This is a genomic window from Nocardioides ureilyticus (assembly GCF_051280745.1).
Classification (GTDB): Bacteria; Actinomycetota; Actinomycetes; order Propionibacteriales; family Nocardioidaceae; genus Nocardioides.
In genome coordinates this window covers 19967-39054 of sequence record NZ_JBNCOG010000033.1, presented here as the reverse complement: position 1 = coordinate 39054, position 19088 = coordinate 19967, and the positions used below count along the sequence as shown (strand labels likewise).

The 19088-nt window shown below is 71.8% G+C and carries 18 protein-coding genes and 1 tRNA gene; 5 read left to right on the top strand and 14 right to left on the bottom strand.

Translation table 11 applies throughout. The annotated features are described in order from the left end of the window. Positions 1-53: 53 nt before the first annotated feature. The 8 genes from ACSMHG_RS16145 to ACSMHG_RS16110 form a co-directional block, all read right to left on the bottom strand. Positions 54-887 (bottom strand): SDR family oxidoreductase, encoded by an 834-nt coding sequence (locus ACSMHG_RS16145; protein ID WP_435746947.1) that lies wholly within the window; start codon positions 885-887, stop codon positions 54-56. Beyond that, positions 887-2374, bottom strand: coding sequence for an NAD-dependent succinate-semialdehyde dehydrogenase (locus ACSMHG_RS16140; RefSeq protein ID WP_435746945.1), 1488 nt, complete (start codon positions 2372-2374; stop codon positions 887-889). Before ACSMHG_RS16140 ends, ACSMHG_RS16145 begins: the two co-directional genes overlap by 1 nt. Then, positions 2371-3294 (bottom strand): NAD(P)-dependent oxidoreductase, encoded by a 924-nt coding sequence (locus ACSMHG_RS16135; RefSeq protein ID WP_435746942.1) that lies wholly within the window; start codon positions 3292-3294, stop codon positions 2371-2373. Before ACSMHG_RS16135 ends, ACSMHG_RS16140 begins: the two co-directional genes overlap by 4 nt. An 11-nt stretch (positions 3295-3305) precedes the next feature. Further along, positions 3306-3842: a formaldehyde-activating enzyme gene (fae, locus tag ACSMHG_RS16130; RefSeq protein ID WP_435746940.1), complete on the bottom strand. Its 537-nt coding sequence runs from the start codon at positions 3840-3842 to the stop codon at positions 3306-3308. After that, the gene (locus ACSMHG_RS16125) at positions 3835-4767 is read right to left on the bottom strand and encodes a glycine betaine ABC transporter substrate-binding protein (RefSeq protein WP_435746938.1); all 933 of its coding nucleotides are present in this window, start codon (positions 4765-4767) and stop codon (positions 3835-3837) included. The genes fae and ACSMHG_RS16125 overlap by 8 nt, the downstream gene beginning before the upstream one ends. Positions 4768-4873: 106 nt before the next feature. After that, the gene (locus ACSMHG_RS16120; protein WP_435746936.1) at positions 4874-5677 is read right to left on the bottom strand and encodes an ABC transporter permease; all 804 of its coding nucleotides are present in this window, start codon (positions 5675-5677) and stop codon (positions 4874-4876) included. After that, positions 5674-6702, bottom strand: coding sequence for an ABC transporter ATP-binding protein (locus tag ACSMHG_RS16115; RefSeq protein ID WP_435746934.1), 1029 nt, complete (start codon positions 6700-6702; stop codon positions 5674-5676). The genes ACSMHG_RS16120 and ACSMHG_RS16115 overlap by 4 nt, the downstream gene beginning before the upstream one ends. Further along, entirely contained in the window at positions 6695-7396 is a 702-nt protein-coding gene (locus ACSMHG_RS16110; protein ID WP_435746932.1) for an ABC transporter permease, read from the bottom strand. The genes ACSMHG_RS16115 and ACSMHG_RS16110 overlap by 8 nt, the downstream gene beginning before the upstream one ends. A 123-nt stretch (positions 7397-7519) precedes the next feature. Between ACSMHG_RS16110 and ACSMHG_RS16105 the strand changes: the two genes are divergently transcribed. Next, positions 7520-8422 carry an IclR family transcriptional regulator gene (locus tag ACSMHG_RS16105; protein ID WP_435746930.1) on the top strand — a complete coding sequence of 301 codons (903 nt, stop codon included), beginning with the start codon at positions 7520-7522 and terminating at the stop codon, positions 8420-8422. Between the two features lie 21 nt (positions 8423-8443). Here the strand turns inward: ACSMHG_RS16105 and ACSMHG_RS16100 are convergent, their stop codons facing one another. The 4 genes from ACSMHG_RS16100 to ACSMHG_RS16085 all read right to left on the bottom strand — a co-directional run bounded on the left by ACSMHG_RS16100 (position 8444) and on the right by ACSMHG_RS16085 (position 9915). Beyond that, the gene (locus tag ACSMHG_RS16100; RefSeq protein ID WP_435746928.1) at positions 8444-8710 is read right to left on the bottom strand and encodes a DUF2516 family protein; all 267 of its coding nucleotides are present in this window, start codon (positions 8708-8710) and stop codon (positions 8444-8446) included. An 86-nt stretch (positions 8711-8796) separates the two neighbouring features. Continuing rightward, positions 8797-8883: transfer RNA gene (locus ACSMHG_RS16095), tRNA-Ser, on the bottom strand. 88 nt (positions 8884-8971) lie between these two features. After that, entirely contained in the window at positions 8972-9403 is a 432-nt protein-coding gene (locus ACSMHG_RS16090) for a nucleoside deaminase (RefSeq protein WP_435746952.1), read from the bottom strand. A 26-nt stretch (positions 9404-9429) separates the two neighbouring features. After that, positions 9430-9915, bottom strand: a complete 486-nt coding sequence (locus ACSMHG_RS16085; RefSeq protein WP_435746926.1) for a tRNA adenosine deaminase-associated protein — start codon at positions 9913-9915, stop codon at positions 9430-9432. Positions 9916-10066: 151 nt separating this feature from the next. Between ACSMHG_RS16085 and upp the strand changes: the two genes are divergently transcribed. Continuing rightward, positions 10067-10708: a uracil phosphoribosyltransferase gene (upp, locus tag ACSMHG_RS16080; RefSeq protein ID WP_435746924.1), complete on the top strand. Its 642-nt coding sequence runs from the start codon at positions 10067-10069 to the stop codon at positions 10706-10708. A gap of 28 nt (positions 10709-10736) precedes the next feature. Here the strand turns inward: upp and thpR are convergent, their stop codons facing one another. Together thpR and ACSMHG_RS16070 are read right to left on the bottom strand one after the other, a co-directional pair. Next, complete coding sequence (thpR, locus tag ACSMHG_RS16075) at positions 10737-11306, bottom strand: RNA 2',3'-cyclic phosphodiesterase (RefSeq protein WP_435746949.1); 570 nt, start codon at positions 11304-11306, stop codon at positions 10737-10739. Between the two features lie 18 nt (positions 11307-11324). Further along, positions 11325-12470: an acyl-CoA dehydrogenase family protein gene (locus ACSMHG_RS16070; protein ID WP_435746922.1), complete on the bottom strand. Its 1146-nt coding sequence runs from the start codon at positions 12468-12470 to the stop codon at positions 11325-11327. A gap of 154 nt (positions 12471-12624) precedes the next feature. Between ACSMHG_RS16070 and glgX the strand changes: the two genes are divergently transcribed. Genes glgX through treZ form a run of 3 tightly spaced genes read left to right on the top strand, consistent with a single transcriptional unit; the run spans position 12625 to position 19015 of the window. Further along, complete coding sequence (gene glgX, locus ACSMHG_RS16065; RefSeq protein WP_435746920.1) at positions 12625-14832, top strand: glycogen debranching protein GlgX; 2208 nt, start codon at positions 12625-12627, stop codon at positions 14830-14832. A 2-nt stretch (positions 14833-14834) separates the two neighbouring features. Next, a complete protein-coding gene (gene treY / locus ACSMHG_RS16060) occupies positions 14835-17243 on the top strand; it encodes a malto-oligosyltrehalose synthase (RefSeq protein WP_435746918.1) in 2409 nt (802 codons plus the stop codon). Beyond that, positions 17243-19015: a malto-oligosyltrehalose trehalohydrolase gene (gene treZ, locus ACSMHG_RS16055; RefSeq protein WP_435746916.1), complete on the top strand. Its 1773-nt coding sequence runs from the start codon at positions 17243-17245 to the stop codon at positions 19013-19015. The genes treY and treZ overlap by 1 nt, the downstream gene beginning before the upstream one ends. Positions 19016-19088: the final 73 nt, after the last annotated feature.

Below are 19088 nucleotides of genomic sequence, written 5' to 3'. Positions count from 1 at the left end.
TGGATCGGGAGGCGACCATGGGGTCTCCTTCGTGGTTGCGGCTGCCCGGAGGGTCAGCGGACGAGGTAGCCACCGTCGACGACGAGCACATGCCCGTTGACGTAGTCGGAGGCGGAGGAGGCGAGGAAGACGAGCGCGCCCATGAGGTCGGCGGGGTCACCCCACCGCCCGGCCGGGATGTGCTCGACGATGCGGCGGTTGGCGTCGAGGTCGCTCCGGGTCGCCGTCGTGATCTCCGTGGCGAAGTAGCCGGGGGCGATGGCGTTGACCTGGACGTGGTGCCGGGCGAGCTCGTCGCAGTAGGCCTTGGTGAACCCGACGATGCCCGCCTTGGTCGCGGCGTACGCCGGGGACTGCTGACCGCCGAGGAAGGAGAACAGCGAGGCGATGTTCACGATCTTGCCGCCCTCCTGCCGCACCATCTCGGCGCTCGCGGCGTGGGCGATCTCGAACGCGGCCGTCAGGTTCACCGCGACCATCGGGTCCCACTGCGTGCGGTCGAAGTCCGCGACGTCGGCGAGCAGGCAGATCCCGGCGGAGTTCACCAGGATGTCGAGCCCCCCCAGCTCCTCGACGCAGCGGGACACGACCTGCTTCGGCACACCGGGACGAGTGAGGTCGGCCTGCATGGCCACGTAGCGGCGGCCGTGGCCCGTCACCGCCCGCGCGGTGACGCCGTCGTCCTTGGCGATGCTGGGCACGAAGACGTCCGCGCCAGCACTGGCGAGAGCCACCGAGAAGGCGTGGCCGAGGCCGGTGTTCCCGCCGGTGACGATCGCGCGCTTCCCGGCGAGCGAGAAAACCTCCAGGCTGAAGGCGTCGACCGCCCCCGGAGCCTGCTCCGCCTGGGCGGTCGGCGGCTGCTGGTGGTCCAGCGGCTCGTCCATCACCGCCCCCTCTCCGTGGCGAAGGGGTCCCGGATGCCGACGTAGACGGTCTCGAGGTACTCCTCGATCCCCTCCACACCCCCCTCGCGCCCGAGCCCGGAGGCCTTGACGCCCCCGAAGGGTGCGGCGGGGTTCGACACGACGCCCGTGTTGATGCCGACCATCCCCGACTCCAGTCGTTCGGAAAGCCGGAGCGCCCGATCGAGGTCACGGGTGAACACGAACGACACCAGCCCGAACTCCGAGCTGTTCGCGCTGCGGACCGCCTCGTGCTCGTCATCGAAGACGAGGACCGGGGCCACCGGACCGAAGATCTCCTGCTGGACGATCGCCATGTCGGCGCGGACGTCGGTCAGCACCGTAGGTGGGTAGAAGTAGCCAGGCCCTTCCGGCACCCGGCCGCCCGTGAGGACCCTGGCGCCGGCCGACACTGCGTCGTCGACGAGGCCGGCGACCTTGCGGCGGGAGCGCTCGTCGATGAGCGGCCCGAGCGTGGTGGCCGGCTCGCTGCCCGGTCCGGTGACGAAGCCGCTGAGCCGGGCGGTGAGCTTCTCGGTGAACTCCTCCGCGACAGACCGGTGGACCAGGATCCGGTTCGCCGCGACGCAGGCCTCGCCGCCGTTGCGCATCTTCGCCACGACGGCCCCCTCGACGGCGGCATCGACGTCGGCGTCCTCGCAGACGAGGAACGGCGCATTGCCGCCGAGCTCCATCGACACCTTGAGGACCCGCTCGGCCGCTGCCGCCATCAGCCGACGCCCCACGGGCGTGGACCCGGTGAAGGAGAGCTTGCGGAGCCGGTGGTCGCTCAGCAGCGGACCGCTGAGCGCCGCGGGGTCGGTCGTCGTGACGACGTTCAGCACACCCGGCGGCAGCCCCGCGTCGACAAGGACCTGGGTCAGCAGCAACGAGGTGAGCGGCGTGAGGTCGGCAGGTTTGAGCACCACGGTGCAGCCGGCGGCCACCGCCGGGGCCACCTTGCGGGTGGCCATCGCGATCGGGAAGTTCCACGGCGTGATGAGCAGGCACGGACCGACCGGTCGCTTCTGCACCATGAGCCGGTTGGCGCCGTCCGGCGCGGTGGCGTAGCGGCCCGCCACCCGAGGCGCCTCCTCGCTGAACCAGCGGAGGAACTCCGCGCCGTAGGCGACCTCCGCCCGGCTCTCGGCGAGCGGCTTGCCCATCTCCATCGTGATCAGCCGCGCGAACTCCTCCGAGCGCGCCGTGACGGCCTCGAAGCCCCGGCGCAGGATCTCCCCTCGCGCCCGGGCCGGCGTCCGGGCCCACTCCTCCTGCGCCCGCTCGGCCGCTGCCAGCGCTGCGAGGCCGTCGGCCGGTGAGGCGTCGGCGACCGAGGCGAGGCCGTCCCCGGTCGCGGGATCGGTGACCTCGAACCGGCGGCCGCCCTCCGCGTCGCGCCAGGCGCCGTCGACGTGGAGTCCGGTCGGCACCCCCGCCAGCAGGGCTTCGTCGGTCGGGGCGCTCATGCGGTGGCCCCGAGCCGGAGCGGGTGCCCGACCAGCTCCTCGTACAGCTGGAACGGTGTCATCTCGCCGGCGCGGTCGCCGTACGACGCACGGGCCCGGCGGTAGACCTGCTCGACCAGGGCCGACACCTCGACCGGCATCCCGACGGCTGCGGCGAGGTCGGTCGAGAGACCGAGGTCCTTGCAGGCGAGCGCGATGGCGAAGCCCTCGTCGTAGTCGCCGTGCTCGAGGACGGAGAGGACGTCGTGCTCCAAGAAGTTGCTGTTCGCGGGGCTGGCGATCAGCGCGCTGCGGAGGACGCCGAGGTCGACCCCGGCCCGCACCCCCACCGCGAGCACCTCGGCCGTCGCGACCAGGTGGGAGAACCAAAGCTGGTTGATCAGCAGCTTCACGGCGTAGCCGGCACCGTGCGGACCGACGTGCAGGATGCGCTCGGGATCGCCCATCGCCTCGAGGACCGGGCGCCAGCGCTCGACCTCAGCGTCGTCACCGCCGACGAAGATCTGCAGCCGGCCGGACGCGGCGCCGACCGCCATGCCGCTCACCGGTGCGTCGATGACCGAGATGCCCCGGCCGGCGACCCGGCGGCGCACGTCCTCGGCGACCGCCGGCACGGACGTGGACATGTCGATCCAGGTGGCGCCCTCGGCGAGGCCCGCGAGCACGCCGTCCGGCCCCGTCAGCACTTCGCTCACGACGGCCGGCGTGGGCAGCATCGTGATGACCACGTCAGAGCGCGACGCGAGGTCCGCCGGCGAGTCCGCGAGCTCTGCGCCGAGAGCGGCGTACTCCTCCAGGACTTCCGCCCTGACGTCGTGGACGACCAGCGGGAATCCGGCACGCAGCAGGTTCCGGGTCATCCCGGAGCCCATGCTCCCGAGACCGATGAAGCCGACCCGGGGCGGGTTGGTGTGCGGCATGTGGTGAGTCCTCACGCGGTGGGCCGGTCGGGGCCGGCGTCTGGTGGTGTGTAGAACGGGTTGTGGACGGCACCGCGAACGGCGAGCACGTCCTCGGCGCTGGGCAGGCCGCGGGCGCCGTTGGCGAGCGCCGTGCGGGTGGCGGCCCGGTTGTTGCGGTAGACCTCGTCCGCGTCGTCGGCGGCGGGGTTCACCCACACCGCGACGATCAGGACGGCGTCGTCGAGGTCGATGCCGGCGAGCAGGTCCTCCGCGACCGCGTCGGCCACACCGCCGGCCACGCCGGCCTGGGCGGGGCCCCAAATCATCCGGCCGTGCTCGTCCCCGGCCGGGGCTGCCTTGGTGACGAAGAGCGTCGGCGGGTCGACGGGGAGACCCGGCTGCAGGACCGCCATGAACGGGACGTGGCCCGGGCTGGGCGTGGCGAGCGCGGTGGCCCACGCGGTGCCGACCGGCCCGCCCCGCCGGCCGAGCACCGTGTTGACGTGCGCGGCGTTGGCGCCGGAGCCGATGAACGACTCGCCGACGGCGTACGCGGGCTCACCCATCGATGAGTCCCTCCTCGATGAGGAAGTCGATCGCGATGTCCTCGGGGTCCTCGCCGTCGACGTCGGCTCGGGCGTTGAGCTCCTGCATCTTCTCCGTGGTGAGCAGGGGCGAGACCTCGGCGATGACGTCGGCGATCTCGGGGTGCTCTTCCAGCGTCTCGGCGTCGAGGGAGAAGGCGCCCTGGTAGACCGGGAAGAAGCTCTGGTCGTCCTCCATCACCTTCAGGTCGAGCGCCTGGATGCGACCGTCGGTCGCGAAGACCTCACCGAAGTTGCAGTCGTCTCCCTCAGCGGTCGCGGTGTAGATGACGCCGGTGTCAAGCATCGTGACGCTGTCGTCGGTGACGTCGAACCCGTAGGCCTCCTTCAAGCCCGGCCATCCGTCGTCGCGGGTGCTGAACTCGCTCTCGATGCAGAAGGTCTGCTCGCTGGCGGGCAGCGCCGCGACGTCGCTGAGCGTCTCGACGCCCAGCTCCGCAGCCTTGTCCGCCCGGATGGCGAAGGCGTAGGTGTTGTTGAACGGAGCCGGCTCCAGCCAGGCGATCCCCTGCTCGGCGTCGGCCTCCTTGACCGCCTCGAACTGCTCCTCGGGGTCGGTGATCGGCTCGGTCTCCTTGTTGTAGGTGATCCAGGACGTGCCGGTGTACTCCCAGTAGCCGGTGAAGTCACCGTTCTCGAGGGCGTCGCGCACGTTGGCGGATCCGACCAGCTGCGTGTTGACGTCGACGTCGGCACCGTTCTCGTTGAGCAGCTCGCCGGTGATGTGGGCGAGGATGTACTGCTCGGAGAAGTCCTTGGAGCCGATGGTCCCGGTGAGTCCGTCCAGCTCCCCGCTGCCGCTGGAGCCGGAGGAGTCGCCGCCGCAGGCGGAGGTCAGCGCGAGCAGGCTCACGCCGAGCAGGACAGGGGCGATGCTCTTGTTCATGGAGCTTCCTTACGGGTGGTGGGTGGAGTGGCTGCCCGAGCAGGTGGAGCTGCTGACGGAGAGGCGCGGGTAGCGCGTCGCGCCGGAGGGCCGGATGGGCGAGAGCTCACAGCCCCCGCGGTCGGGCGTACTCCTCGACCAGCCCGGCGAGCCAGTCGATGAGGATGGCGATCGCCGCCACGAGGGCGGAGCCCACGATGAGCACCGGATAGCGCTGGAGCTTCAATCCGTTGACGATCATGTCGCCGAGGCCACCGGCGTTGATGAAGGTCGCGATGGTGGCGACACCGACCGCGAAGACGAGGGAGGTCCGGAGCCCGGCCAATATCACCGGAGAGGCCAGCGGCAACTCGATCTTGCGCAGCACCTGCCACCTCGTCATGCCCATCCCGCGGGCCGCCTCGCAGGTAGGGGCATCGACCTCGGCCAGGCCGGTGAGCGTGTTGCGCAGCACCGGGAGGAACGAGTAGGCCACCAGGGCCACCAGCGCCGTCGTGAACCCGGTCTGCCAGACGATCGCCAGCAGGATGACCACGCCGACGGCGGGGGTCGCCTGCCCGACGTTGGCCAGGCCGAGGACCACCGCCCGCAGGACCCGTGAGCTGGCCCGGTGCACGAGGATCCCGACAGGGATGGCGAGCACGGCCACGAGGGCAGCGGCGGCGAACGACAGCAGCAGGTGCTCCCAGACCCGGTCGAGCAGGTAGTCGGTGTTGATCGTGCGCCGCTCGATGGAGTCGAGCTCCAGGCTGCGCACCCACCCGAACAGGGCCGCGCCGGCGAGGAGCACCAGGCCCGGGGCGACGAGCAACCTCAGGGCGTTGGTACGACGTGTGGCACCGAGGCCGCCCGCGACCGCGGTCCCGGCCTCGACGTGCGCGGCCGTGCCAGCGCCGCTCTGGGCCGTCATGCCGTGCCCCGGTGGCGGGAGGGGCCGGCGAGGGCGGCGGAGATGTCCGCGTGCCGGAGCCGACCGAGGTGGCGCCCCTGGTCGTCGGCGACCACGACCGCGTCGGCGCCGGTCACCACCAGCAGGTCGAGCGCATCGCGCAGTGACGCCGTCGTCCGGATCGTCGGCCGGCCCGGCGCGCCGTCGACGGGCGCGAGGGCCGCCGCGCCGACCGGGAGGAGGGCGAGCCGCTTCAGCGCGGCGCCGGAGCCGATGAACGAGGCGACGTAGTCGTTGGCCGGCGCCGCGAGGATGGCACCCGGGGTGTCGAACTGCTCGATCCGGCTCCGCTCACTGAGGACGGCGATCCGGTCGCCCAGCCGGACGGCCTCGTCGAAGTCGTGGGTGACGAAGATGATCGTCTTCCCGATCTCGGCCTGGAGCCTGAGGAACTCCGACTGCAGCTTCTCGCGCGTGATGGGGTCGGTGGCGCCGAACGGCTCGTCCATGAGCATCACCGGCGGGTCCGCGGCCAGCGCGCGCGCCACACCCGCCCGCTGCTGCTGGCCGCCGGACAGCTGGCGGGGATAGCGGTCGGCGAAGACGGCGGGGTCGAGCTGGACCGTCTCGAGGAGCTCCTCCACCCGCGCGGCGATCCGCTGCTTGGACCACTTGAGCAGCCGGGGCACCGTCGCGACGTTCTCCGCGATGGTCATGTGCGGGAAGAGGCCGATCTGCTGGATGACGTAGCCGATGTGCCGACGCAGCTCGTCGGGCGAGAGGCTCAGGATGTCCTCGCCGTCGATGCGGATCGAGCCGGACGTCGGCTCGATGATGCGGTTGACCATCTTCATGGTGGTCGTCTTCCCGCAGCCGCTGGGGCCGACGAGCATGATCAGCTCCCCGGGGTGGATCTTCATCGAGAAGTTCTCGACCGCGTGCGTCGACTGGCCGGGATAGGTCTTGGTCACGCCGTCGAGCTCGATGCTCACGCCGCCGCGAGTCGCGGCGGAGGACGGGAACAGGCTGGTGCTCTGGTCAGGCACGGAGACCCCTCGGTGTCGTGAGGCGGGTGATGAGGATGAAGAGGGCGTCGACCGCGAGCGCGAGGAGCACGACGCCGGCGGTGCCGGTCAGCGCGTAGTTGAGCGCGTTGACGGACCCGAGCGACGAGAGGCCCTTGAAGATGTACTGGCCCAGGCCCGGGCCGGCGACGTACGCGCCGATGGCGGCTATGCCGATGGCCAGCTGACTGGCGACGCGGATGCCGGTCAGGATCACCGGCCAGGCCATGGGCAGCTGGATGCGTACCAGGACCCGGCCGCGCGTCATTCCCATCCCGCGGGCGGACTCGAGCACATGGGCCGGTACCTCGCGGAGACCGACGACCGTGTTCCGGACGATGGGCAGCATCGAGTAGAGCACCAGCGCCGTCACCGTCGGTCCCCAGCCGAGCCCGAAGAGCGGACTGAGGATCGCGAGCAGGGCAAGGGAGGGGACGGTCAGCACGACGGCGCTCGAGGTGACGGCGACGGCCCGGCCCACCGGCCGGTCCCACACGAGCAGGCCGATCCCGATGCTGACCGCCGTCGCGATGCCCACGGAGAGGGCGACGACCACCAGGTGGTCGACGAGCATCTCGGTGAGGTCGTCCGACCGCCGGTCGAGGAACGTCCCCAAGCCGTCGAGACCGCGGAAGGCGTCCGCGGTGGCGAGCCAGCCGGTCGTCGTTCGCAGCATTGTCGCCCTCCCCTTCTCCTGGTCCGTGACGTGCTTCACACGCCGTGCCGCGACCCTGGCAGTCGCGGCTCACTGCGCACAACAGGCGTTGTGAATATGGCAACGGCGGTCTAGGGTGCCGTCATGGACGCGCCGTCAAGAGCCTCCCGAGGATCCGCGCCAGGCCGCAGGAACTCCTCCGGGCTCGCCCGCGACGTCGAGATCCTCGACGTGCTGGGCGCGCCCGAGGTCGAGCGCGAGGGAGGTCTCCGGGTGCTGCAGGTCGCCGAGCTGCTCGGCCGCGACAAGGCCGCGGTCTCCCGCGCGTTGGCAACCCTCGCCGACGCCGGGCTGCTGGATCGGGACCCGGAGCGGTCGACCTACCGGCTCGGCCCACGGCTGTACGCGCTTGCCGCCCGCACCCGGGAGGCTCATCTCGTCCAGCGGGCGCGGCCGCTCCTGCGGCAGATGGCAGCGCGCACCCGCGAGACCACGCACCTGTGCGCGCTTCGAGGCGGGAACGTCCTGACCCTGCACAGCGAGCTGAGCTCGCAGGTCGTCGGGACGAACAACTGGGCCGGCACGACGACCGCGGCCTGGCGGACACCGTCGGGGCGGGTCCTGCTCAGCGACTGGGACCGCAGCTCCGTGGACACCTGGTACGCCGCCCACGGGCACGACGCCGCGCTGGTCAGCCCCCAGGAATCGCCGGACCCCGGGATGTTCTCTCTGCTGACCGACCCCGAGCCGGGTCGGCTCCTCGTCCGCGACCTCGAGTCGCTGCACGCCGAGCTCGCCCGCATCCGGGCCCGCGGGTACGCCACCTCCGACGCGGAGCTGGAGGACGGCGTGGTGGCTGCCTCAGCGCCCGTCCGCGACGCCTCGGGGGACATCGTCGCGGCCGTCAACATCAGCGCGCCCCGGTCACGACTCGGCGACCGCCTGGAGGAGATGGGCAGCTACGTGGCGCGCTGCGCGGCGAGCCTCGCCGCGGAGCTGGGCGCGCCCCCGCCCACGACGACCCCCGAGCAGCGCCCGACGTCCTGACCGGACCAGCGTGCGCGTCGATCAGCCCTGCCGGGCTCGCTTCAGGGCCGGGCGGGGCCAGAAGAGGTAGACCAGCGCCGCGACGAACGGGATGCCCGCGAGGAGCGCCCCGACCAGCAGGACCAGCCAGAGGTTCCGGCTCTGACCGGCGGCCTCCCACTCCTGCTCGGTGAAGCGCAGCGCGTCGACGAGCGCCCACAGCCACAGCGCCAGGGCGAGCAGGGTTACCACGACGAAGATGATCGCGAGCACGAGCACCGAGTTCGCGAAGACGCCGAAGTTGTCCATGCCCGTGATGGTAGGTCCCCGAAATGACAGCTCCCGGACCCACAGTCGTGGATCCGGGAGCCCCCATGCCCTGGGACATCACACGGCGGTGGCGGAGGGATTTGAACCCTCGGTGGGCTTGCACCCACAAACGCTTTCGAGGCGTTCTCCTTAGGCCGCTCGGACACGCCACCGCCGGAGAATGTACCGGAGCGACGCGGAGCCCCGGAAATCGCCTCGGCCGCGGCAGGGTTGCCGCAGAACTTCGGCAGGGCAGCGGCGTCAGCGGTGCCGGCGGAAGAAGTCCTCGAGCAGCTCGGCCGACTCGTCGGCGAGGACGCCGGCCACCACCTCCGGCCGGTGGTTGAGCCGGCGGTCGCGCACGACGTCCCACAGGCTGCCGACCGCGCCGCCCTTCTCGTCCCACGCGCCGAGGACGATCCGCTCGACCCGGGCCAGCACCGCGGCGCCGGCGCACATCGTGCACGGCTCGAGGGTCACCACGAGCGTGCAGCCGTCGAGCCGCCACTCCCCTCGGGCGCGCGCCGCTGCGCGCAGCGCCACCACCTCCGCGTGGCCGGTCGGGTCAGCCTCGGCCTCGCGCACGTTCCGGCCGAGCCCCAGGGCAGAGCCGTCCGGGCCCAGCACCACGGCACCGATGGGTACGTCACCCGTGGCCAGCGCGGCGCGCGCCTCGGCGAGGGCGGTGAGCATCGGCTCCCGCCAGCGATCCGTCACGGTCACGCCGAGGTGAGCCCCACCGCGTCGTCGAAGAGCTCGCCGAAGCCGAGCCGCCGCGAGACTTCCGAGAGCACCTCGTCGGGGTAGAGGTCGTCGTCGTCCAGCAGCACCCCGAGCTCCATCGCGGAGACGCCCAGGTCGGCGAAGACGTCGAGGTCACCGGCGGGCACCTGGTCGTCCTCGTCGTCCGGCATCGGCAGGTGCAGGTGCTCGAGGGCCGAGGCGGCCAGCTCCCACTCGTCGGCCGCGGTGACGTCGGAGAGCAGCACCCGCGTGCTCGCCCCGGCGACCCGGACCACGACGAAGAAGTCCTCGTCCACCGCCACCAGCCCCACCGCCCCGGCGTCGCCGGGGAAGCGCCGCAGCGCGCCCGCGAGCGTCGCCACGTCGTCCAGGTGGTCGTGGGTGATCTCCGCGACCGTCCACACGCCCTCCTCGCGGTAGGCCGCCAGCGCGAAGTCGACGTCGTCGTCGTGGTCGGGCATGGCATCCTCCTCCGGCCGGGCGGGGAACCGAGCCCGTCCAGAGTGGCAGAGCGACGGCCCCCGGCCAACCCCCTTACGGCGGAGCCCGCGGTCGAGGCTGCGGTCGAGGCTGCGGTGAGCCGGGCGTCGAGGCGGCCTCTAGAGTTCCGGCATGCGCACCCACGTCGTGGACCACCCGCTCGTCGCCCACAAGCTGACCGTGCTCCGCGACGTGCAGACCGACTCTCCGACGTTCCGGCACCTGACCGACGAGCTGGTCACCCTGCTGGCCTACGAGGCCACCCGCGACGTGCGCGTGGAGGACCTCGACATCCGGACGCCTGTCGCCCCGACCACCGGCGTCACGCTCGCCTCCCCCAAGCCGCTGGTGGTGCCGATCCTGCGCGCGGGCCTCGGCATGCTCGACGGGATGATGCGGCTGCTCCCGACCGCCGAGGTCGGCTTCGTCGGGATGGTCCGCAACGAGGACACCCTCGAGGCCTCGACGTACGCCGAGCGGCTGCCCGCGGACCTGTCGGGCCGGCAGTGCTACATCCTCGACCCGATGCTCGCCACCGGCGGCACCCTCGCCGCGGCGATCCGGTTCCTCACCGACCGCGGTGCCGACCACATCACCGCGCTCTGCCTGCTCGCCGCGCCCGAGGGCTGCGAGCGGCTCGAGCGGGAGCTCGAGGGCCTCGACGTGCCCGTCACCGTCGTCACCGCCGCGCTCGACGAGCGGTTGAACGACAAGGGCTACATCGTGCCCGGCCTCGGCGACGCCGGCGACCGGCTCTACGGCGTGGCCGGCTAGGGACAGCCAGGACCGCCGGCCGCGCGGGTCAGCCGAGCGGCAGCTCCTCGACCACGTCGTAGCGCGGCCGGCCCCGCGGCCCCTGGCCGAGGTGGGACTCGACCAGAGCGACCCGGTCGGCGGTCCACGCCGGCCCGGCGTAGGAGTCCAGGAGGCGCACCCAGCGGGTGACCTCGGCCGGGCGCCCGAGCCGGGCCACGGTGAGGTGCGGGCGGAACCGCTGCCCGTCGACGGCCACGCCGGCCTTGACGGCCGCCGAGCGGCAGCCGGTGGCGAGCCGGTCCAGCTCGGTCGCCCCCGCCTCGTCGAGGCCGAGCCCCGCCCACAACACCCGCGCCCGGGCGACGTCCGGGAACGCGCCGCCGCCGGTCACCCGCACCTCGAACGGCGTGCGCCGCGCCGCCGCGCGGCCGAGCCGCTCGACCAGGTCGTCGAGCGCCCGCACCGGCACGTCGGCGTAGAACGCGAGGGTCAGGTGGACCTGGTCGGCCCCCGCCCACCGGAACCCGCCCTGGCTCCGCCCGGCGTCGCGCCGCGGCTCGAGGAACTCCTCGAGGTCCTCGACGGCGTGGTCGGGCGGCACCAGGGCCGCGAACATCCGCACGGGCGGCCCCGGTCAGAGACCGAGGTCGCGGCCGATGAGCTCCTTCATGATCTCGTTGGAGCCGGCCCAGATCCGCGACACCCGGGCGTCGCGCCAGGCGCGGGCCACGCGGTACTCGTTCATGAAGCCGTAGCCGCCGTGCAGCTGCACGCAGTGGTCGAGGATCCGGTTCTGGATGTCGGAGGTCCACAGCTTGGCCTTGGCCGCGTCGACCGGCGACAGCTCGCCCTCGTCGTGGAGCTCGACGCAGCGGTCGACGAACGCCTGGCTGACGTCGAGCTGGGTGTCGATCTCGGCCATGAGGAACTTGTTGTGCTGGAAGCTGCCGACCGGGGCGCCGAACGCGGTGCGCTCCTTGGTGTAGGCCACCGTCTCGTCGAAGATCTGCTTGGCGTGCGCGAGGTTGGAGATCGCGCAGCCGAGCCGCTCCTGCGGGAGCTTCTGCATCATGTGGATGAAGCCCATGTCGACCTCGCCGACGACGTGGTCGTCGGAGAGCCGGACGTTCTCGAAGAACAGCTCGGCGGTGTCGGACTCGGGCTGCCCGACCTTGTCGAGCTTGCGGCCGCGGCTGAAGCCCTCCGCGGTCGCCGGGATCGCGAAGAGCGTGATGCCGCGGGCCTTCTTCTCCGGGCTGGTGCGCACCGCGGTGACGACCAGGTCGGCGGAGAAGCCGTTGGTGATGAAGGTCTTCGAGCCGTTGATGACCCAGTCGTCGCCGTCGCGGACGGCGGTGGTCTTCAGCGCGGCGAGGTCGGAGCCGCCGGAGGGCTCGGTCATGCCGATCGCGAGCAGGATCTCGCCCGAGGCCACGCCGGGCAGCCAGCGCTGCTTCTGCTCCTCGGTGCCGAGCTCGACGAGGTACGGCGCGGTGATGTCGGCATGGATGCCCCAGCACGAGCCGAGCGCGGCGTTGACCTTTGACAGCTCCTCGGCCATGACCGCGTTGAACCGGTAGTCGCCGGCGCCTGCGCCGCCGTACTCCTCGGGGATCTCGAGCCCCAGGAAGCCCTGCTTGCCGGCCTCGAGCCAGAACTCGCGCGGGATGGCCTTGGCCTCGGCGTGCTCCTCGACGTGCGGGACGACCGAGCGCTCCAGGAACTCACGTACGGAGGCGCGGAAGGCCTCGTGGTCCTCGTCGTAGATGTCGCGCTTCATGCGCCCGATCCTACTCGCCGGTAGCCCTATCGTCGCCGGTGTGCCTCGTCACGTGGCCGAGCCGGGCGGCCCCCACGCTCCCCCCGCGGTGGTGTCGGCCGGCCGCACGTGGGTATCGGTAGCACTCCTGCTGGATGTCACGGAGGCCTGAGCTTTGACCGATCCCACCACCGCGCCCGCCCTCGAGGTCTGGCCCGGGCACCCCTACCCGCTCGGAGCCACCTTCGACGGCAGTGGCACCAACTTCGCCCTGTTCAGCGAGGTCGCCGATCGGGTCGAGCTCTGCCTGTTCGACACCGGCGACGACGGCGAGGACGTGGAGACCCGGATCGAGGTGACCGAGGTCGACGCCCACGTCTGGCACTGCTACCTGCCGCAGGTGCAGCCCGGGCAGCGGTACGGCTACCGCGTCCACGGGCCCTGGGACCCGACCGAGGGCCTGCGGTGCAACCCCAACAAGCTGCTGCTCGACCCCTACGCCAAGGCCACGGCCGGCGAGATCCGGTGGGACCAGTCGCTCTTCGCCTACAACTTCGGCGAGGAGGACTCCCGCAACGACGACGACTCCGCGCGCCACATGACCAAGGCCGTCGTGATCAACCCGTTCTTCGACTGGGAGGGTGACCGGCAGCTCTACATCCCCTACAGCGAGAGCTTCATCTACGAGGCGCACGTCAAGGGGCTGACCCAGCTGCACCCGGAGATCCCCGAGGAGCAGCGCGGGACCTACGCCGCCCTGGCGCACCCCTCGGTCCTCGAGCACCTCCAGAAGCTGGGCGTGACCGCGATCGAGCTGATGCCGGTCCACCAGTTCGTCCAGGACAGCACCCTGCAGGAGAAGGGGTTGCGCAACTACTGGGGCTACAACACCCTCGGCTTCTTCGCACCGCACGACGAGTACGCCGCCACGGCCGGCGACCCCGCGGCCCTGGGCCAGCAGGTCCAGGAGTTCAAGAGCATGGTCAAGGCGATGCACGCGGCGGGCATCGAGGTCATCCTCGACGTGGTCTACAACCACACCGCCGAGGGCAACCACCTCGGCCCGACGCTGTCGTTCCGCGGCATCGACAACCAGGCGTACTACCGCCTCGTGGACGACGACAAGCGCTACTACATGGACTACACCGGCACCGGCAACAGCCTCAACGTCGGCCATCCGCACTCGCTGCAGCTGATCATGGACTCGCTGCGGTACTGGGTCACCGAGATGCACGTCGACGGCTTCCGCTTCGACCTCGCCTCCACCCTCGCCCGCGAGTTCTACGAGGTCGACCGCCTCGCGACCTTCTTCGAGCTCGTGCAGCAGGACCCGGTGGTCAGCCAGGTGAAGCTGATCGCCGAGCCGTGGGACGTCGGGCCGGGCGGTTACCAGGTCGGCGGCTTCCCGCCGCAGTGGACGGAGTGGAACGGCGCCTACCGCGACACCGTCCGCGACTTCTGGCGCGGCGAGCCGTCCCTCGGGGAGTTCGCCAGCCGCCTCGCGGGCTCCTCGGACCTCTACGAGCACTCGGGCCGTCGACCGTTCGCCAGCATCAACTTCGTCACCGCCCACGACGGCTTCACGCTGCGCGACCTCGTGTCGTACAACGAGAAGCACAACGACGCCAACGGCGAGGACAACAACGACGGCGAGAGCCACAACCGGTCGTGGAACCACGGCGCCGAGGGGCCCACCGACGACCCGGAGATCCTCACCGCGCGGGCCCGGGAACAGCGCAACTTCCTGGCCACGCTGCTGCTGAGCCAGGGCGTGCCCATGCTGCTCCACGGCGACGAGATGAGCCGGACCCAGGACGGCAACAACAACACCTACGCCCAGGACTCCGAGATCGCCTGGATGCACTGGGACCGCGCCGACCACGCACTGATCGAGTTCACCGCCGCGATCTCGCGGCTGCGCAAGGAGCACCCGACGTTCCGCCGCAAGCGCTTCTTCACCGGCACCGAGGTGCGCGCCGGCGACGGGGAGCGGCTCAACGACATCGTCTGGCTGCACCCCGAGGGCCGGCCCATGGAGGACGGCGACTGGACCAACGGCCTGCAGGTCATCGGGATGTACCTCAACGGGGACGGCATCGCCGGGCTCGACGAGCGTGGCCAACGGATCACCGACGACCACTTCCTGCTCTACTTCAACGCCGGAGGCGCGTGCCAGGTGACGCTGCCGCCGGACGAGTACGCCGAGGCGTGGGACGTCTTCCTCGACACCGGCTTCGAGAGCGACGCGACCGCGCTGGCCCCCGGCTCGACCTTGGAGCTGGAGGCCCACAGCCTGGTCGTCCTGCAGCAGCACTCCGCCCCGGAGGCGGAGGTCGACTACTCGGTCGCGGCGTCGGTGGCCGCGCTCGTCGAGCAGGAGTGAGGATGCCCGGGAAGCACGCCGAGCAGACGACCCGGGTGCCGGTGAGCACCTACCGGCTCCAGATCAGCGAGGAGTTCGACCTCTTCGAGGCGGCGCGCCGCCTGCCGTACCTCCACGCGCTCGGCGTGGACTGGGTCTACCTCTCCCCCCTGCTGGCGGCGGAGCCGGGCAGCACCCACGGGTACGACGTCGTCGCCCACGACCGGATCGACCCCGCCCGCGGTGGCGAGGAAGGCCTGGCCGCGCTCTCCGCGGAGGCGCGGAGGCTCGGGATGGGCGTCCTGGTCGACATCGTCCCCAACCACGTCGGCGTCGCCACGCCCTCGGAGGACGCCTGGTGGTGGGACGTCCTCAAGCTCGGCCGGGCCTCCGAGCACGCCACGGCCTTCGACATCGAGTGGGCGGCCGGCGACGGCCGGATCCGGATCCCCGTCATCGGGGACGACGACGTCGAGGAGCTCCCCGACGGGCGGACGCGGATCCGCAACCTGCGCGTGGTCGACACCCCCGACGGCGCCGAGCTGCTCTACCACGACAACACCTACCCCGTGGCCCCCGAGACGTGGACCGAGGGGGACGACCCGAACGACGTCCACGACCGGCAGCACTACGAGCTGGTGCACTGGCAGGTCGCCGACGACGGGCTCAACTACCGCCGCTTCTTCGCGATCAACACCCTGGCGGCCCTCCGGGTCGAGGACCCCGAGGTCTTCGCGGAGTCCCACGTCGAGGTGCGGCGCTGGTTCGACGAGGGACTGGTCGACGGCCTGCGCGTGGACCACCCCGACGGCCTGCGGGACCCCAAGCGGTACCTCGACGACCTCGCCGACCTCACGGGCGGCGCCTACGTCCTCGTCGAGAAGATCCTGGAGCCCGGCGAGGAGCTGCCCACCTCCTGGGCCACGGCCGGCACCACCGGGTACGACGCGCTCGCCTCCATCGACCGGGTGCTCACCGACCCGGCCGGCCAGGCCCCGCTGGACGCGCTCGAGGCCCGGCTGCGCGGCGGCCCGGTCGACTGGGAGCGGATGGTGCACGGGACCAAGCGGGAGGTGGCCGACGGGATCCTCAACAGCGAGGTCCGCCGGATCACCCGCGAGGTCCGCCGGCTGCTGCCCGACTCCTGGGACCCCGCGGAGCGCGCGGCCGCCTCCACCGACCGCGTCGTCGACGCCGTCGCCGAGCTGCTGGCCTGCTTCCCCGTCTACCGCTCCTACCTGCCCGAGGGCCAGGAGCACCTCGAGCACGCCTTCGCGCGGGCTCGCGCCGAGCGGCCGGACCTGGAGGCGACGTTCGACGTCCTGCTGCCGGTCCTGAGCGACCCGTGGACCCCGCCGGCCCGCCGCTTCCAGCAGACGAGCGGCATGGTGATGGCCAAGGGCGTCGAGGACTGCGCCTTCTACCGGTACTCCCGCCTCACCTCCCTCAACGAGGTCGGCGGCGACCCCAGCGTCTTCTCGCTCGACCCGGCCGGCTTCCACGAGGCGATGGCCGAGCGCCAAGCCACCTGGCCGCACGCGATGACCACGCTCTCCACCCACGACACCAAGCGGGGCGAGGACGTCCGGGCCCGGATCACGGCCCTCGCGGAGGTCCCTGGTGAGTGGGAGCGCACCCTCAACCGGCTGCTCGAGCTCGTGCCGCTGCCCGACCCGGGCTTCGCCTCGCTGCTGTGGCAGGCGGTCCTGGGCGCGTGGCTGCCCACGGACCCGGACCTGCGCGACCGCCTGCACGGGTACGCCGAGAAGGCGATGCGCGAAGCCGGTGACCGGACCACGTGGACCGAGCCGGACGAGGCCTACGAGGCGGCCGTCCACGCGGCCGTCGACGCGGCGTTCGACCGGGACGAGGTGCGCGCGACGATCGAGGACCTGCTCGCGCGGATCGTCGGTCCCGGCTGGGTCAACGCCCTGACGGCGAAGCTGCTGGCGATCACGATCCCCGGCGTGCCGGACGTCTACCAGGGCAGCGAGCTGTGGGAGCAGTCCCTGGTCGACCCCGACAACCGGCGACCGGTCGACTTCGACCGGCGCGCTGCCCTCCTCGACACTTCGCCGTCGCTCGGGGCCGCGCTCGACGGCGCCTTGGACGACCCGGGCACCGCCAAGCTGCGGGTCGTGCACGCGGCGCTGACCCTGCGCCGGGAGCGTGCCGACCTGTTCACGTCCTACGCCCCGGTCGGCGCGCACGGGTCGGCGACCGACCACGTGCTCGCCTACGACCGCGGCGGGGCGATCGCCGTCGTCACCCGCCTCCCCGTCGGGCTGGCCGCCCGCGGCGGTTGGGGCGACACCACGCTGGACCTGCCCCCCGGCCGCTGGCACGACGTCGTGGCCGACCGGCCGGCGACGGACCGGCTGGCCGAGCTGCTCGACCGCTGCCCCGTGGCCCTGCTCGTCAAGGAGGACTGATGCCCCGACCCACCCGCGGCCCGTTCGACGTCTGGGCGCCGAAGCCGACGCGGATGCGACTCCTCTGCGGGGACAACGTCGGCGGGTCCATCATCGAGATGGCACGCGGCGAGGACGGCTGGTGGACGCCGGCCGAGCCGCTGCCGGCAGCCGCCGATCACGACCACGTCGACTACGGCTACCTGGTCGACGACTCCGACGACCCGCGACCGGACCCGCGCTCGCGCCGGCAGCCCGGCGGTGTGCACGAGCTGTCGCGGACCTTCGACCCCACGGCGTACGACTGGGGCGACGAGGCCTGGACCGGCCGGCAGCTGCCCGGGTCGGTGGTCTACGAGCTGCACGTCGGCACGTTCACGCCCGAGGGGACGCTGGACGCCGCGATCGGGCGGCTGGACCACCTCCGCGACATCGGCGTCGACCTGGTCGAGCTGCTGCCAGTCAACGGCTTCAACGGGACCCACAACTGGGGGTACGACGGCGTGCTGTGGCACACCGTCGCCGAGCAGTACGGCGGGCCGGAGGCCTACCAGCGGTTCGTCGACGCCTGCCACCAGGCGGGCCTCGGCGTCGTCCAGGACGTCGTCTACAACCACCTCGGTCCCAGCGGGAACTACCTGCCGCTCTTCGGGCCGTACCTCAAGAGCGGCAGCAACACCTGGGGCGACCTGCTGAACCTCGACGGCGAGGGATCGGCCGAGGTCCGCCGCTACATCCTCGACAACGTGCGGATGTGGCTGCAGGACTACCACGTCGACGCGCTGCGGCTCGACGCCGTGCACGCGCTCGAGGACTCCTCGGAGGTGCACCTGCTCGAGGAGATGGCGATCGAGGTCGCCGCGCTCTCGGCCCACCTGCGCCGACCGCTGACCCTCATCGCCGAGTCCGACCTGAACGACCCGCACCTGATCACGCCCCGCGAGGCGGGCGGCTACGGCCTCGACGCGCAGTGGAGCGACGACTTCCACCACGCCGTCCACGTGGCGCTGACCCGCGAGACCACCGGCTACTACGCCGACTTCGAGCCGCTGTCGGCGCTCAAGAAGGTCTGCGAGGAGGGGTTCTTCCACAACGGCACCTACTCCTCCTTCCGCGAGCGCGAGCACGGGGTGCCGATCGACACCGCGACCGTGCCGACCTGGCGGCTCGTGGTCTGCTCGCAGAACCACGACCAGATCGGCAACCGGGCCGTCGGCGACCGGATCACCGAGGTGCTCGACGACGACCAGCTGGCGTGCGCGGCGATGCTGACGCTGGCGGGTCCGTTCACGCCGATGCTCTTCCAGGGCGAGGAGTGGGCGGCCTCCACGCCGTTCCAGTTCTTCACCTCCCACCCGGAGCCCGAGCTCGGCAAGGCGACGGCGGAGGGCCGGATCGCGGAGTTCGCGAAGATGGGTTGGGACCCCGCGGTCGTGCCCGACCCGCAGGACCCGGCCACCTTCGAGCGCTCGAAGCTGGACTGGTCCGAGGCGTCGTCGGGTCGGCACGCCGTGCTGCTCGACGTCTACCGCCGGCTGGCCGCGCTGCGTCGCTCGGTCCCCGCGCTCACCGACCCGTCGTTCGGCTCAGTGGCGTGCACCGCCGACGACGAGACCCGGCTGTTCACGATGGAGCGCAGCGGCGTGCTCATGGTGGTCAACTTCGGCGACGAGCCGGCCACGCTCACCGTCGACCCCGACGCCGAGGTCCTCTTCGCCACCCCCACCGGGGTGGAGCTGGTCCCCGGCGGCGCGCTGTCGGTGCCGGCGCACGTGGGCGCGTTGTTGGGATGACGGGGGAGCGTCAACATCCCAAGTAAACCTGGGATGCTGACGCTTCCCTGCCGATGCCATGGCCGAGAAGCGA

What these genes read in the sequence shown, in the direction of transcription:
- ACSMHG_RS16145 (WP_435746947.1), bottom strand. Translation starts at nt 887, where the DNA reads ATGGACGAGCCGCTGGACCACCAGCAGCCGCCGACCGCCCAGGCGGAG.
- ACSMHG_RS16140 (WP_435746945.1), bottom strand. Translation starts at nt 2,374, where the DNA reads ATGAGCGCCCCGACCGACGAAGCCCTGCTGGCGGGGGTGCCGACCGGA.
- ACSMHG_RS16135 (WP_435746942.1), bottom strand. Translation starts at nt 3,294, where the DNA reads ATGCCGCACACCAACCCGCCCCGGGTCGGCTTCATCGGTCTCGGGAGC.
- fae (WP_435746940.1), bottom strand. Translation starts at nt 3,842, where the DNA reads ATGGGTGAGCCCGCGTACGCCGTCGGCGAGTCGTTCATCGGCTCCGGC.
- ACSMHG_RS16125 (WP_435746938.1), bottom strand. Translation starts at nt 4,767, where the DNA reads ATGAACAAGAGCATCGCCCCTGTCCTGCTCGGCGTGAGCCTGCTCGCG.
- ACSMHG_RS16120 (WP_435746936.1), bottom strand. Translation starts at nt 5,677, where the DNA reads ATGACGGCCCAGAGCGGCGCTGGCACGGCCGCGCACGTCGAGGCCGGG.
- ACSMHG_RS16110 (WP_435746932.1), bottom strand. Translation starts at nt 7,396, where the DNA reads ATGCTGCGAACGACGACCGGCTGGCTCGCCACCGCGGACGCCTTCCGC.
- ACSMHG_RS16105 (WP_435746930.1), top strand. Translation starts at nt 7,520, where the DNA reads ATGGACGCGCCGTCAAGAGCCTCCCGAGGATCCGCGCCAGGCCGCAGG.
- ACSMHG_RS16100 (WP_435746928.1), bottom strand. Translation starts at nt 8,710, where the DNA reads ATGGACAACTTCGGCGTCTTCGCGAACTCGGTGCTCGTGCTCGCGATC.
- ACSMHG_RS16090 (WP_435746952.1), bottom strand. Translation starts at nt 9,403, where the DNA reads ATGCTCACCGCCCTCGCCGAGGCGCGCGCCGCGCTGGCCACGGGTGAC.
- ACSMHG_RS16085 (WP_435746926.1), bottom strand. Translation starts at nt 9,915, where the DNA reads ATGCCCGACCACGACGACGACGTCGACTTCGCGCTGGCGGCCTACCGC.
- upp (WP_435746924.1), top strand. Translation starts at nt 10,067, where the DNA reads ATGCGCACCCACGTCGTGGACCACCCGCTCGTCGCCCACAAGCTGACC.
- thpR (WP_435746949.1), bottom strand. Translation starts at nt 11,306, where the DNA reads ATGTTCGCGGCCCTGGTGCCGCCCGACCACGCCGTCGAGGACCTCGAG.
- ACSMHG_RS16070 (WP_435746922.1), bottom strand. Translation starts at nt 12,470, where the DNA reads ATGAAGCGCGACATCTACGACGAGGACCACGAGGCCTTCCGCGCCTCC.
- treY (WP_435746918.1), top strand. Translation starts at nt 14,835, where the DNA reads ATGCCCGGGAAGCACGCCGAGCAGACGACCCGGGTGCCGGTGAGCACC.
- treZ (WP_435746916.1), top strand. Translation starts at nt 17,243, where the DNA reads ATGCCCCGACCCACCCGCGGCCCGTTCGACGTCTGGGCGCCGAAGCCG.